Here is a 13,034-nt window from a genome sequence, read left to right as displayed (position 1 = left end):
GCCCTCTGGAAGGAACCTGCTCCATGCGTCACGCTCCTCGCCTCCGCCGGACCAACGCGCTGCTGATCACCAGCGGTGTCCTCACGGCGGCAGCGCTCGCTGTCGGGGCAGCCGGGCCCGTCTCCGCGGCCAACGCCGACGGTACGGCGCCCACCCAGTCCGTGGCCGCCGCCAGCGGTGGGGACTACGTGGCCCTCGGCGACTCGTACGCGGGCGGCTTCGGCGTCGCCCCCTACAGCTCGGGTCCGGCGGCCGGCTGCTTCCAGTCCACCACCGACTACCCGCACCAGGTCGCAGCGTCGCTGGGACTCCAGCTCGACGACCGCGCCTGCGCCGGTGCCACCACCGGCAACATCTCCCGGGTCGCGCAGAAGACCGGAGCCGGAAGCGCCACTGCGCCCGTCCAGGCCGATGCGCTGTCCAAGAACACGGACGTCGTCACGGTGTCGATCGGCGGGAACGACCTGGGGTTCGCCGGAGTCATCGCGAACTGCGTCGCGCTGGACAAGGCCGGCCCGGTGTTCGCGGAGATCCACGGGAAGACCTACAACCACTGCAAGGACTACTACGCACCGGTCGTGCACGGGGTCGAGCGGGACCGTCTCGCAGCGCGCGTCCGCACCGTCGTGGCACCTCGGCTCGCGCAGACGTTCCGCGTGATCGCGCAGCGCGCGCCGCAGGCGAAGGTGTTCGTCGTCGGCTACCCGATGCTCGCGCCCGGCACGGCGCAGGCCCCGAAGGGATGCTTCTCGAGCCTCCTCGGTGACTCCGGACTCGAGCCGCCGTTCCCGCAGAACGCGTTCCCCTTCACCCCGACCGACACCGCTTACTTCCACCGCACCCAGAACGCGCTCGACGGAGCGGTCAAGGCTGCGGCGAAGGCTCGTGGGTTCACCTACGTCTCGACGCTCCAGGGCTCTGCTGCGCACACCCCCTGCGCTGCGTCGGGCTCGGCATGGATGTCGGGACTCACCCTGACCGATCGCGGTACCGCTGCGGACAGCACCCCGCTGGCCGGGACGAAGTACTCCATCCTGTTCGGCGCACTCCACCCGAACGCTGCCGGCATCGCGTACCTGCGTGACCAGACCAAGGCCGCGATCGTCGGATCGCGCTGACACTCCGACGGCGGATCTGGTCGCGTCGCTGACGCGACCACGAGACGGACGGGAGGAACGGTGCCAGCTGGCACCGGGCCTCCCGTCCGTCTGCTGGATGCAGCTTCCGTGCCCTCCTGACCGTCAGCACGGGTGGCGGTCGGTCTTCAGGCCGCCCGCGTGGCAGCGATCAGTCGGTGCGCTCGAAGAGCGCTCAGGCCGTCGCGGACACGGGTCTTGGCCGTCCCGACGGTGATGCCGAGCTGACTGGCGACTTCTGCGGTGCTCCGTTCGCCGAAGTACCGCAACACCACAGCGTCCCGCTGTTTGTCCGAGAGGTCAGCCAGAGCGATGCGCAGGGTGGGGCGGAGGAACAACGCGTCGCGCTGGTCGTCGTCGCGGTCGACGCTGTGGTGGTCACGAGTGCCGATGCGGAGCTCGCGTTTCCGCAGGGCTTCGAGACTGCGGATCCGGTCGATCGCCCGACGATGCGCCACGGTGCGCAACCACGACTGCAGATCGGCTCGGTCCGGATCGTACCGATCCGGGTGCTGCCAGAACTCGAGGAACGCTTCGTGCACGACGTCCTCCGCGAGGTGTCGGTCGACGATGACCGTCCCCACGAACCGTCGCAGTCCCGGAGCGTGCTGCTGGTACGCAGCGATGAAGGCGGCGGGTTCGGACTGATCGGCACTGTGTGTTCGACACATGTTGCCCCCTTGCGTTGCTTCAACGTAGATCGTTCTGGACGGATCCGTCTCCCCCCTTTCGGGGCGTGCGAGCAGGCGACGAAGCGCCGTGGGTGATCTGATCGTGTGGCGCGGGGGCGCGGGGGCGCGGGGGTGACGGCCGAGACGGGAGGCACGGTGCCAGCTGGCACCGTGCCTCCCGTCAGGTTCCGTGTGGGCTTCCGGGCCTCGGACTGCCCGCGCTCAGGCGGACTGGCCGAGGAGGCCTCCGGTGAACTCGCGCAGGGCCCGGGTCGCACGCTGCGACAGGGTTGCCTCCGGCATCATGCTGGTCGACCCGTGGAACGCTCCCGGCCAGACGTGCAGTTCCGCCTGGACACCAGCGGCCCAGAGCGCGCTGGCGTAGGCGACGGTCTCGTCGCGGAACACCTCGGTGCTGCCGCAGTCGACGTACGCGGGCGGGAGCCCGGCGAGGTCCCTCGCGCGGCCGGGGGCGGCGTAGATCGACACGTCCTCGCCACCCCGCCGGTCACCGAGGTAGGCGTCCCAGCCGAACCGTGTCATCTCCCGGTCGGCGACCCCGACACCGTCGAACTGCCGAGCCGACAGGGTCGCGTCGCGGTCGTCGAGCATGGGACTCACGAGCACCTGGCCGATCACGGTCGGCCCCTGTCGGTCGCGGGCGAGGAGGGCCGTGCCTGCGGCGAGACCGGCACCGGCGCTCTGCCCGACGAGGACGATGCGCTCCGGGTCGATGCCGAGTTCGTCGGCGTGCTCGGCAGCCCAGACGAGTCCGGCGTAGCAGTCCTCGACCGGGTAGGGGTCCGGGTGCTCCGGAGCCAGGCGGTAGTCGGGGCTGACCAGGACGACGTCGTGCACGAGCAGCCACTCGTCGTAGGAGTCGAGGTTGCCGAGGTGGTGGCCGAACATCATGCCGCCGCCGTGGATCGCGTAGGCCAGGGCGGCCGTGCCGGTGCGGCCGGTGCGCTGGATCACGGCGAGGTCGATCGGGTCGCCGCGGTGCCCCGGGACCGTGACGCTGCGGCGCTCGAGGCCGCGAGCACGCAGTCCTTCGTCGAGCTGCGCCTCGGTCATGTCCAGCTGTCGCATCTGCGGCAGCATCTGGGTCGTCAGGTGGAAGCGGCCGCGCGCGTCCATGGTGGTGAGGAAGGGGACGAACTCAGGATCGAACGGCGGGCGGGGGAGGGCGATGGTGTCAGACACGGGAGGGCTCCTCGGTGATGGTGGTCTGGTCGGTGTGTGCGGGGGTGGGGCCGGCAGGGTCGGCGCGGATCGTGCCTTCCCGGACGTCGCTCGTCCGGGCTCGGAGCATGCCGGCCACGACGAGCAGGGCTGCGATCACGGCGAGGCCGAGACCGGCGATGGTGAGAGCGTCCTGGAACCCCTCGAGCCGGGCGGCGGTCCAGGTGGTCGTGGTGATGCTCCCGGCGACGAAGGCTGCGACGATCGTCCCCGCCGTGGCGACCGCAACACCGCTCGCGAGCTCGCTCGAGGTGTCGACGAGCGCGGCCCCGACCGAGGTGCGGTCCGCGGGGAGACCGGTGAGGACGGAGGCGCCGGCGACGACGCCCACCACGCGCATGCCAGCAGCGACGAGCACGAGCGCGACGAGCACCCACGGGTACCCGTACCGGCTCAGGGTGCCGAAGACCACGAGCCCTGCGACGACCGAGACGGCGCTCGTCCAGGCGGCGCGGCCCAGGCCGACCCGCTGCACGAACGGTCCGACGAAGCGGCCTCCCACGAGCAGCACGACCACCTGCGGCAGCGTTCCGAGCGCGGCCAGGGCCGGCGGCCAGCCCCAGGCGAACTGCAGCTGCAGGGTCACGAGGTACGACAGCCCCGCGACGGCGAGACCCGACGCGGCCTTGAACGCCAGTCCGCTCGAGACCAGTGGACGAGCGAGCAGGTGCAGGTCGATCAGCGGGTGCCGGGCGGTCCGCTCCCGGACGACGAACCCCACCGCGCAGGCGACGGTCAGGGCGAGGGCGGCCCACCCCGACCAGTCCGCTGTTCCGGACTCGACCAGGATCGTCGGTGTCACGAGCGCCCCTGCGGTCGTCGCGGTGCCGAGCAGTGCCCCGATCACGTCGACCGGGTCGCGGCGGAGCCCTGCAGCATCGTCGCGGACGACACCGGACCGGATCCCGACGAGCGCGAGGACCGCGATCGGCACGTCGGCCAGCAGCAGCACCTGCCACGGCGCGACGGCGAGCACGAACCCGCCGACGGTCGGCCCGATGGCAAGCCCCACGAGCCCGGCCGTCGAGATGACGGTGAGCGCCCGGACCCGGAGCCCTTCGTCGTCGAAGAGCCGGAACGCCAGCGCCATCGACCCGGGCGTCGTCATCGCCGCAGCGATGCCCATCGCGACCCGCACGGCGATCAGTTGCTCGGTCGACGTGACCACCGCCGTGGCGAGGCTCGCCAGGGCCAGCAGGACGAGCCCGGCGAGCATGACCCGGCGGCGACCGATGCGGTCGGCGACGGCGCCGAACAGGAGCATCAGCCCGCCGAAGGCGACCGAGTAGGCACCCGAGACCCACTGCAGGCCCGTCGTCGACGAGCCCAGGTCGCGACCGATCGTGGGCAGGGCGACGTTGAGCACGGAGTTGTCGAGCATCTCGAACAGGAACACCGCCGACAGTCCGGCGAGGGCGATCCATGCGTCGCGCAGACGAGGAGACCGGCCACCGGCGGGCACGTGCCCGGGGCTGAGAGGGGAACTGGGGGACACGATGGCGCACTCCTTCGAGGGAAGAAGTGGCGACTCGTTCGATGCCGCGTGCTGGTGCGTCGCAGATCGCGGCGCCTTTTACCTCAGTGATCCAGACCATACACGGACCGACCGGTCGACGGAAGTCCGCGCGCGGGAGCGGTCGCCGCAGGACCTACCCTGGACGGATGCTCTCCCGCCGCGAAGCCGCCGTCCGGCTCGACATCCCCCTCGAGATGGCGACCCGCCACGGCATCCCGTCGCGCCTGAGCGAAGCGGAGCTCGACGCGATCGAGCAGGACCCGCCCGCCTGGCTCGTGCAGTCCCGCGCCAACCGCACCGGCACCAAGAAGGTCTGGGCCCGTCTGGAGTGCGTGGTCTGCGGCTTCGACGAAGAGGCACGTCCGAAGAAGTGGTGGCCCGAGTGGGACTACCTGATGTGCGACTACCACGCCCCGTACCAGGCGCCCGAGCCCACCGCCGGGCTGACGCGGCGCGAGGTCGAGGGCATCGGCAGCCGCTTCATCGCCCTCGTCGACGAGAAGCCCTAGCCCACAGGCCCCGCCGGGCGCGCTGCGGCAAGCAGACGCGACCACGCAGACGGACGGGAGGCCCGGTGCCAGCTGGCACCGGGCCTCCCGTCCGTCGTGGTGCGGCCTGCGGACGCTACTCGGTCGTCGAGACCCAGTCGATGAGCAGGTTGCCCTGCTCGCCCCAGTTGCCGACCTGGAACATGAAGCGGTGCGGGGTCGTCGGCACGTCGTCCGTGACGGTGTCGAGGACCGTGCCGTCGACGCTGTAGGTCACGGATTCACCGGGCACCCAGTCCACCTTGTACGTGTGCCACTCGCGCCACGAGACACCGGTGCCGACCTGGACCCGGTCGGACTCCTTGCCCGGGGTCATCGAGTGGTGGAACGCCGAGGGGCTGTCCTCGAAGTTGCCCTCGGGGAAGTCGATCTCGCCGTCGGACCACACGTTCGACGTCGGCCACAGCATGAAGGCCGCGCCGTTGCCGTCGCCGCCGGTCGCCTTCGCGCGCACCGAGAACGAGCCGCCGACGTGGTCCCAGGCGCCGTCGGAGGAACCGAAGGTGCCGGCCGCTCCGGCACCGGTGCCGAGGGCGACGTCCATCACGCCGTCGTGGACCGAGACGGTCTTGCTCGGCGCGTAGATGCCCGAGGTGCCGTCGGGGTACGGGTGCCACGACTGCGGGTAGAGCGACTGGACCAGGCCGGTGACGGCGTTCGTGGTGAAGTCCTCGACGAACGGGGCGTCGGGCGCGAGTGCGGACAGATCTGCGGGGGAGGCATCGGCGTCCGGGGCAGCGTCCACTCCGGGTTCCGCATCGGGCGCGGGCGCGGGCGCGGGTTCGGGTTCGACGACGGGCGCGGTGTCCTCGACCGGCGCGGAGTCCTGCGTGGGCTCCGCCTCCGGGGTCCACTCGTCGGTGGGGGCCGTGGGCTCCGTCTCGTCCGGGACCGGTGTCGGGGTGGGGTCCACCGGGGCGTGGTGCCGGTGGCGCTCCCCGTCCCAGCCCCACCAGGTGCGGGCGGAAGCGGCGGTCGGGACGCCGAGGACCAGGGCGCCGGCGGTCGCGGCCGCCAGGATCGCGCGGTGGCGGATCATCGGGTGCGCCCGTCGGTGGGCGCAGAGGCGGTCGTGGACCTGGGAGTGGACGGGTGTCGTGGGGTCGTGCCGCGCGGCGGCGTGCACGTGCTTCGGGTCGAGATGTCGGGCTCCTCGTGGATGCTCGGGCGCAGGATGCGGGGAGGGACGGACGCAGCAGCCGGCCGGGTGCCGAGGGTTTCGTTGACGCGTCCACGCACATCTTGCATCATCTGTGACCCGTTCGGGGGGTGTCACGGAAATCGACCGACGAACATCCGGTGGCCGCAGTCGAACGCGCGATCAGGCCCGGGGGATCGGCTGCAGGCGCTGCAGCTGCGTCACGTGTCCCGGCTCGAGCTCGTCGAGCGAGGCCACCCCGAGCAGCCGCATGGTCCGCTCGATCTGCTCGGACAGGATCTGGATCATCCGGTCCACCCCGGCCTCGCCGCCGGCCATCAGCCCGTACAGGTAGGCACGGCCGACCATCGTGAACGTCGCGCCGAGGGCCACGGCGGCGACGATGTCGGCGCCGGACATGATGCCCGTGTCGAGGTGCACCTCGGTGTCGTTGCCGACCTCCTTGACCACGGAGGGCAGCAGGTGGAACGGCACCGGTGCCCGGTCGAGCTGCCGACCGCCGTGGTTCGACAGCGTGATCCCGTCGACCCCCAGGTCGGCGAGGCGCTTCGCGTCCGCCAGGGACTGCACGCCCTTGACGACGACCTTGCCCTGCCACTGGTCGCGGATCCAGGCGAGGTCCTCGTAGGTGACCGTCGGGTCGAACATGTGGTCGAGCAGCTCCCCGACGGTGCCGGACCAGCGGTCGAGCGACGCGAACGCCAGCGGCTCGGTGGTCAGGAAGTCGAACCACCACCACGGCCGCGGGATGGCGTTCACCACGGTCCGAGCGCTCAACTGCGGCGGGATCGAGAACCCGTTCCGCTTGTCCCGCAGCCGCGCACCCGCGACGGGGACGTCCACGGTGACCAGGAGCGTGTCGAACCCGGCCTGCTGGGCCCGGGAGACCAGCGCCATCGACTTCTCGCGGTCCTTCCACATGTACAGCTGGAACCAGTTGCGGCCGTGCGGGTTGGCGTCGCGGACGTCCTCGATCGCGGTGGTGCCCATCGTGGACAGCGAGAACGGGATGCCCGCTCGCCCGGCCGCCCGGGCTCCGGCCCGCTCGCCCTCGGTCTGCATCATCCGCGTGAAGCCCGTCGGCGCGATGCCGAACGGGTACGACACCGGCGCCCCGAGCACCTGACGCGAGGTGTCCACCTTCGACACGTCCCGCAGGATCGCCGGGGTGAACTCGATGTCCTCGAACGCCTGCCGTGCACGGGCGAGCGAGATCTCCGCCTCGGCCGCGCCCTCGGTGTAGTCGAACGCGGCCTTCGGGGTACGGCGGGCGGCGATGTCCCGCAGGTCCCAGATCGTCAAGGCCTGTTCGAGGCGCTGACGCCGACCCGGCAGCGACGGCTTCTTGAACTGCATGAGCGGCGCGAGGTCCCGCACCGTCGGCAGCTGCCGCTTGACCCGCGTGCGAGCGGCGGACGCAGGTCCGGTCGCGGGTGCCGGTGCCCCGGTGGCGGGGTCGATCCGGTGCTGGTCGTCCGTCGAGGTCATGCAGACATCCTACGTCTCCGGATCGATCGAGGGCAGAGACGATCTGCCGTGGCCGCCGCACCGGACTGACGGGGGCCGTGGCTACCGTGGACGCATGCAGCCGCCAGCAGCCGGGACCCTCCGCATCCTCCACCTCTCCGACACCCACCTGACCGGCGACGGGGCCCTGCACCAGGGCGCGGTCGACACCACGGTCGCGCTCGAACGGCTGCTCGCCCACGTCGACGACGTCCCCGGCATCGGGCTGGTGGTGGTCTCCGGCGACGTCTCCGAGGACGGCAGTCCCGAGTCCTACGCCACCGTGCGGGACCGCGTCGGCGGCTGGGCGCAACGGCACGGTGCAGCCCTCGTCGCGGTGCCCGGCAACCACGACCTGCGCGAGGGCTTCCGTCAGGTCCTGACCAACGGGCACGTCCTGGGCGAGGGCGGCGCGGCGCTCGTGCACACCATGGAGTACCTGCCGCCGACGGTCCCGGTCTCCGGGCAGTCGGTCGTGGCCGGTTGCCGGATCGTGACCGTCGACACGAGCGTGCCGGGTGCCGGGTACGGCGAGCTCAGCGACACGGCGCTCGAGCACCTGCGCACGGCCCTCGCCGACGCGGACGGCGCAACCGACGCCCCGCACGGCACCGTCGTCGTCCTGCACCACCCACCGCTGCCCGCCCCGACCGAGCTGCACGAGGCACTCCGCCTGCAGAACCCCGAGGCGCTCGCCGACGTCATCCGCGGTTCCGACGTCCGCGTCGTCCTCGCCGGCCACTACCACCACCACTTCGCCGGGTCGCTCGCCGGCGTCCCGGTCCTCGTCGCCCCCGGCGTCGCGAACGACACCGACGTCGTCGGCCCCTACGACGAAGAGTCCGCCGTCGTCGACAGCGGCGCACTCGTCGTCGACGTCGCCGCGGACGGCTCGGTCTGGTCCACACCGGTCCGCGTGCCGCGCGGCGCCGCCGACTCGCGGGCCTTCCACCTCGACGCCGAGACGGTTCGGTCCGTCATCGCGGCCGCCGGCAAGCACTGATCCGAGCGCCAGCGGGCGCCGCGCCCGGCCGTTGCGAGCGGTGCACGCGCGTCAGGACGGACGGGAGGCCCGTGGCGGGGCCGCCACGGGCCTCCCGTCCGTCGTCTGGTCGCGTCCACAGCCGCGGTACCCCGCGTCTTCGGGTTGCATGCGGGAACACCGAGTAGCACGGATGCACACCTGAGCGAAGGAGCACCCATGCGAGTCGGCAGTGCAGTGCAGTACGACCGGTACGGAGACTTCGACGTCGTCGAGCTCGTCCCCCAGGAGAAGCCCACGGCAGGTCCGGGCGAGATCGTCGTCGAGATCGTGGCCGCGGGCCTGAACCACATCGAGCGGTTCCTGCGCGAGGGGAAGCTCCGCGACCACGTCGACCTCGAGTTCCCCGCACACCAGGGTGTCGACTTCGCCGGCATCGTCCGCGCGCGTGGCGACGGCGTGAAGGACCTGCGCATCGGCGACGAGGTGATGGGGCACGCGCCGACCGGCGGCGCCCACGCCACCTGGATCGCGGTGCCGCGCGGCGCCGTCATCAAGAAGCCGGAGCACGTCGGGTGGGAGGTCGCCGGCGGCCTGTACCTGGCGGGCTGCACGGCGGTGTCGATCGTCCGGTCGCTGCGGCTCGGACCGCAGGACACCGTCGTCATCTCGGCCGCGGCGGGTGGCGTCGGGCACATCGAGTGCCAGTTGGCGCACGACGCCGGCGCGACCGTGATCGCCCTGGGCAGCCCGCGCAACCACGACTACCTGCGACAGATCGGGACGCTGCCCGTCGCGTACGGCGAGGGCGAGGAGGACCGCATCCGCGACATCGCCGACGGACGGCCCATCACCGCGTTCATCGACAACCACGGCGAGAGCAACGCCGAGCTGCTGGCCGAGCGCCTCGGCGTCGGGCAGGAGCGGTTCGTGTCGTCCGAGGAACGCCGGGACATCGAGGTCCGGTTCCTCCGCGCGCCCGCCGAGGACGAGGAGACCCGCGAGCTGCTGACCCTGCTGGCGAAGGCCGTGCAGGACCGTCGCGTGCAGGTCCTGATCTCGGGCTTCTACCCGTTCGAGTACATCGTCGAGGCGTACGAGGACCTGGCCGAGATGAAGTCCCGCGGCAAGGTCGTCATCGGGATGCAGACCGTGGAGACCGGGGCGCGGCTCGACTGGTACCGCTCCGAGAAGGCGCGTGACCTGCGCGACCGGTACGCCGATGCGCGGGGGACCGAAACGGAGACGATGGCCGGCGGATCGGCCTCGCCCGCGAGCTGAGCGAGCTGAGCGTTGCCGGGGCCCGGCACCTTCGTGCCGGGCCCCGTCCGCGTCAGCTCAGGATGTCCTTCGAGGCGAACCGGCTGTACGCCAGCGCTCCGAACACCACGACGTACCCGAGCTGCAGCACCGCGTTCGACCCGAACGAGTCGAACGAGATCGGGTCGCGCAGCAGGTCGCCGAAGCCGAGCCACTGGTGCGAGAACAGGTACGGGTGCAGCCAGTCGAGCTGGGGGAGCTGGTCGAGCACCTGCGACGCCCCGGCGAGCACGACCGTCGCCGCCATCGCCCCGACCGGCACGTTCGTCAGGGTCGAGGCGAACATGCCGATCGCCACGAGCCCGAGCATCGACATCGCGACGTACAGCGCGAGCAGCAGGGCCCGGCCGGCGTACGACCAGCCGTCGACCTGCGTGCCGGACAACAGCGTGACCGGCCCGATCGGGAACAGCACGGCACCGATCGCGGCGCCGACCAGCACGACCAGCAGCGTGGCGGCCAGGCAGAACGCGACGGCGCCGACGAACTTCACCAGGACGAACCGCACCCGGCCGGTCGGTGCGACGAGCAGGTAGCGGATCGTGCCGTGGCTGGCCTCGCCCGCGACGGTGTCCCCGGCCACCACACCCACGGTGAGCGGCAGGAACAGCGGGATCGACACGGTCAGCGCGGTGAACGCCACGAACAGCCCGTTGTTGGTGATGTCGCCGAGGAACGCCGGCCCGCCGTCGTCGCCGTCGGTGGTCAGCCGCACGGCGACCGCGATCAGGATCGGCACGAGCGCCAGCGCCCCGAGCATCGCCCAGGTGCGGCGTCGCCGGAACACCAGCGCGAGCTCCGAACCGAGCAGTGCGAACGTGCGCTGCCGACGGCGCACGGGCACCTCGCGCACGGCCACGTCAGGCTGCGACATCGAATCCCTCTCCGGTGAGTGCGACGAACAGGTCCTCGAGGGTGCCACCGCCGACGTCCAGGCCACGGACCCGGACGTCGGCGCGCACGAGTTCGGCGGTGATGGTCTCGGGCAGCAGCTCGTTCGGCAGGTCGGCCACGAGCACGTCGGCCCCGCCGTCGTGCCGAGGAGTCAGCCCGAGCCGCGTGAGGACGGTGCCGGCCTGGCCGACGTCGGGCGTCCGCACGGTCACGGTCCGGGCGCCGGCTGCGCGCAGCTCGTCGAGGGGGCCCTGCGCGACGATCTTGCCCGTCCGCATGACGGCCGCGTGCGTGCAGACCTGTTCGATCTCGGCCAGCAGGTGGCTCGACACGAACACCGTCGTGCCGTCGTCGGCCAGGGACCAGATCAGGTTGCGGACCTCGCGCGTGCCCTGCGGGTCGAGGCCGTTGGTCGGCTCGTCGAGCACCAGTAGGTCACGCGGCGACAGCAGGGCGTTTGCCAGGCCGAGCCGCTGCTTCATGCCGAGGGAGTACGCGTGCGCCTTCTTGTCGGCGGCGTGGGTCAGCCCGACGCGGTCGAGGGCACGGGCGACGCGGGTCTTGCGCGTTCGCGGGTCGGACGTGGGGTCGGCCGCGTCGAAGCGCTGCAGGTTCGCCCGACCGGACAGGTACGGGTAGAAGGCCGGCCCCTCGACGAGCGCGCCGACGCGGGGCAGGACATCGTGCAGCGCCTTCGGCATCGGTTCGCCGAGCAGTTCGATGGTGCCGCCGCTCGCGCTCGACAGACCGAGCAGCATCCGGATGGTGGTGGTCTTGCCGGAACCGTTCGGCCCGAGGAACCCGAAGACCGCGCCGCGCGGCACCGCCAGGTCGATGCCGTCGACCGCGCGCTGCTTGCGGAACACCTTCTGGAGGCCCGTGGTGCGGATCGCCAGGTCGGGCGCCGGCCCGGCCGTGCTCACCTGGTGGTCGGCCGTGCTCACTTCGCGGCGTCGACCAGGGAAGCCACCGGCACGGCGCCCGCGAAGACGCGGCCGTCGTCGGTCAGGTAGACCGACACGAGCGACGTCTGCACCGCGCGGCCGCCGTCGACGGGCTTCGTCAGCTGGTCGAGCAGGCCCGAGGCGTCCCCGTCGAGCCCGGACTGGTCGGCGGTGCCCGCGGGGAGCTCGGCGATGGTGCCCCAGCCCGTGCCCGTGAAGGTCGGCTCGTCACCGCTCGGGGTGCCACGGCGGTCGCCGTGCTCGCCCTTCGTGTGGGTGCCGGCGTCGGACAGGTCCTTCTCCGTCACCTTCGCGTTCGACGGCGGGGTGAAGTCGAAGAGCCGGGCTGCCGGGGCGCCGTAGTCGAGGCTGGTGAACCCGACCTGCACCGCGGGCTCGTCCGCGCCGGCGGCCTGGACGCTCGCACGGAGCGGGAGCCCGGTCTGCTGGTCGACGGCCAACCGGACGGCTCCGACGAGGGTGTCGGACGACTTCGGGGTCAGGGTGATCTGCCAGGCGTCGTGGCCGGCGACGCTGACCTGGGTCGGCTTCGACACGGTGGTGGTCGGGGTGATGGCGTCGATGGCCTGCTCCGCGATGTCGGCCGGGGTCGTCGTGCCGTCCTGCGGGTCCTTCGCGGTGTCGCTCGGCAGCGTCACGTGCGTGGCGGTGCGCTCCTTCGAGTCCCAGGTCCAGACGTCGGAGCCGTTGCGGACGACGTCCTGCTCGGCGAGCTGCTGCGTCAGCTGGACGCGCTGCTTGTCGGGGCCGTCGACGTAGACACGGGCGGTGTGCGACGCGGTGAGGAGTCCGAGCACGTCGGAGGCGTCGCCTTCCACCGAGGAGCCGCCGGACCCGGTGGGCAGTTCGGGGAGCCCGAGCGCGCTCGTCTGCGAGAGCTTGCCCGAGTACTGGGCATCCGACGACTTCGCGATGCTGGCGATGACGGCCGCCGCAGTGGGGTTCGTCCCCGCGATCGGGTCGTTCGCGGCGTTCGCGATCATCGGCGCGGCCACGGCGCCGGCGACGACGACCGGTGCGATGACGGCTGGCAGCCAGGCTGACTTCTTCATCGGGTTCCCCTCGTGGAGCATTCGAGTCGTGGGTACCGTACGT

12 protein-coding genes are annotated in these 13,034 nt (G+C 71.9%); 4 read left to right on the top strand and 8 right to left on the bottom strand.

The features are described from left to right. Positions 1–23 precede the first annotated feature (23 nt). Positions 24–1,118, top strand: coding sequence for an SGNH/GDSL hydrolase family protein (locus tag BOSE127_RS08305; RefSeq protein WP_159556862.1), 1,095 nt, complete (start codon positions 24–26; stop codon positions 1,116–1,118). Between the two features lie 146 nt (positions 1,119–1,264). On the opposite strand, the gene BOSE127_RS17490 is transcribed toward BOSE127_RS08305, so the two are convergent. The 3 genes from BOSE127_RS17490 to BOSE127_RS08290 form a co-directional block, all read right to left on the bottom strand. Continuing rightward, positions 1,265–1,807, bottom strand: a complete 543-nt coding sequence (locus tag BOSE127_RS17490; RefSeq protein ID WP_052481708.1) for a sigma-70 family RNA polymerase sigma factor — start codon at positions 1,805–1,807, stop codon at positions 1,265–1,267. Positions 1,808–2,029: 222 nt separating this feature from the next. Beyond that, entirely contained in the window at positions 2,030–3,010 is a 981-nt protein-coding gene (locus tag BOSE127_RS08295; RefSeq protein ID WP_159556860.1) for an alpha/beta hydrolase, read from the bottom strand. Then, entirely contained in the window at positions 3,003–4,544 is a 1,542-nt protein-coding gene (locus BOSE127_RS08290) for an MFS transporter (RefSeq protein ID WP_328698928.1), read from the bottom strand. The genes BOSE127_RS08295 and BOSE127_RS08290 overlap by 8 nt, the downstream gene beginning before the upstream one ends. A gap of 167 nt (positions 4,545–4,711) precedes the next feature. Between BOSE127_RS08290 and BOSE127_RS08285 the strand changes: the two genes are divergently transcribed. Next, a complete protein-coding gene (locus BOSE127_RS08285; RefSeq protein WP_071251986.1) occupies positions 4,712–5,074 on the top strand; it encodes a hypothetical protein in 363 nt (120 codons plus the stop codon). 115 nt (positions 5,075–5,189) lie between these two features. On the opposite strand, the gene BOSE127_RS17355 is transcribed toward BOSE127_RS08285, so the two are convergent. Both BOSE127_RS17355 and BOSE127_RS08275 read right to left on the bottom strand, forming a co-directional pair. Next, a complete protein-coding gene (locus tag BOSE127_RS17355; RefSeq protein WP_228499926.1) occupies positions 5,190–6,152 on the bottom strand; it encodes a glycoside hydrolase family 16 protein in 963 nt (320 codons plus the stop codon). Between the two features lie 282 nt (positions 6,153–6,434). After that, the gene (locus tag BOSE127_RS08275; protein ID WP_042538277.1) at positions 6,435–7,628 is read right to left on the bottom strand and encodes an alpha-hydroxy acid oxidase; all 1,194 of its coding nucleotides are present in this window, start codon (positions 7,626–7,628) and stop codon (positions 6,435–6,437) included. A gap of 226 nt (positions 7,629–7,854) precedes the next feature. Between BOSE127_RS08275 and BOSE127_RS08270 the strand changes: the two genes are divergently transcribed. Both BOSE127_RS08270 and BOSE127_RS08265 read left to right on the top strand, forming a co-directional pair. Continuing rightward, positions 7,855–8,781 (top strand): metallophosphoesterase, encoded by a 927-nt coding sequence (locus BOSE127_RS08270; RefSeq protein WP_159556858.1) that lies wholly within the window; start codon positions 7,855–7,857, stop codon positions 8,779–8,781. Between the two features lie 198 nt (positions 8,782–8,979). Then, entirely contained in the window at positions 8,980–10,041 is a 1,062-nt protein-coding gene (locus BOSE127_RS08265) for an NADP-dependent oxidoreductase (protein WP_082046853.1), read from the top strand. Between the two features lie 52 nt (positions 10,042–10,093). Here the strand turns inward: BOSE127_RS08265 and BOSE127_RS08260 are convergent, their stop codons facing one another. The 3 genes from BOSE127_RS08260 to BOSE127_RS08250 are packed head-to-tail and all read right to left on the bottom strand — an operon-like array spanning position 10,094 to position 12,991. Next, positions 10,094–10,954, bottom strand: a complete 861-nt coding sequence (locus tag BOSE127_RS08260; protein WP_017888447.1) for an ABC transporter permease — start codon at positions 10,952–10,954, stop codon at positions 10,094–10,096. Further along, complete coding sequence (locus BOSE127_RS08255; RefSeq protein ID WP_159556856.1) at positions 10,941–11,918, bottom strand: ABC transporter ATP-binding protein; 978 nt, start codon at positions 11,916–11,918, stop codon at positions 10,941–10,943. Before BOSE127_RS08255 ends, BOSE127_RS08260 begins: the two co-directional genes overlap by 14 nt. Then, the gene (locus BOSE127_RS08250) at positions 11,915–12,991 is read right to left on the bottom strand and encodes a LolA family protein (RefSeq protein WP_159556854.1); all 1,077 of its coding nucleotides are present in this window, start codon (positions 12,989–12,991) and stop codon (positions 11,915–11,917) included. The genes BOSE127_RS08255 and BOSE127_RS08250 overlap by 4 nt, the downstream gene beginning before the upstream one ends. Positions 12,992–13,034: the final 43 nt, after the last annotated feature.

This window comes from Curtobacterium sp. 8I-2 (assembly GCF_902506155.1).
Taxonomy (GTDB): Bacteria; Actinomycetota; Actinomycetes; order Actinomycetales; family Microbacteriaceae; genus Curtobacterium; species Curtobacterium poinsettiae.
Note: the sequence above shows the minus strand (reverse complement) of the source record. Positions and strands in the feature narration are given on the sequence as shown.

What these genes read in the sequence shown, in the direction of transcription:
- BOSE127_RS08305 (WP_159556862.1), top strand. Translation starts at nt 24, where the DNA reads ATGCGTCACGCTCCTCGCCTCCGCCGGACCAACGCGCTGCTGATCACC.
- BOSE127_RS17490 (WP_052481708.1), bottom strand. Translation starts at nt 1,807, where the DNA reads ATGTGTCGAACACACAGTGCCGATCAGTCCGAACCCGCCGCCTTCATC.
- BOSE127_RS08285 (WP_071251986.1), top strand. Translation starts at nt 4,712, where the DNA reads ATGCTCTCCCGCCGCGAAGCCGCCGTCCGGCTCGACATCCCCCTCGAG.
- BOSE127_RS17355 (WP_228499926.1), bottom strand. Translation starts at nt 6,152, where the DNA reads ATGATCCGCCACCGCGCGATCCTGGCGGCCGCGACCGCCGGCGCCCTG.
- BOSE127_RS08275 (WP_042538277.1), bottom strand. Translation starts at nt 7,628, where the DNA reads ATGCAGTTCAAGAAGCCGTCGCTGCCGGGTCGGCGTCAGCGCCTCGAA.
- BOSE127_RS08270 (WP_159556858.1), top strand. Translation starts at nt 7,855, where the DNA reads ATGCAGCCGCCAGCAGCCGGGACCCTCCGCATCCTCCACCTCTCCGAC.
- BOSE127_RS08265 (WP_082046853.1), top strand. Translation starts at nt 8,980, where the DNA reads ATGCGAGTCGGCAGTGCAGTGCAGTACGACCGGTACGGAGACTTCGAC.
- BOSE127_RS08260 (WP_017888447.1), bottom strand. Translation starts at nt 10,954, where the DNA reads ATGTCGCAGCCTGACGTGGCCGTGCGCGAGGTGCCCGTGCGCCGTCGG.
- BOSE127_RS08250 (WP_159556854.1), bottom strand. Translation starts at nt 12,991, where the DNA reads ATGAAGAAGTCAGCCTGGCTGCCAGCCGTCATCGCACCGGTCGTCGTC.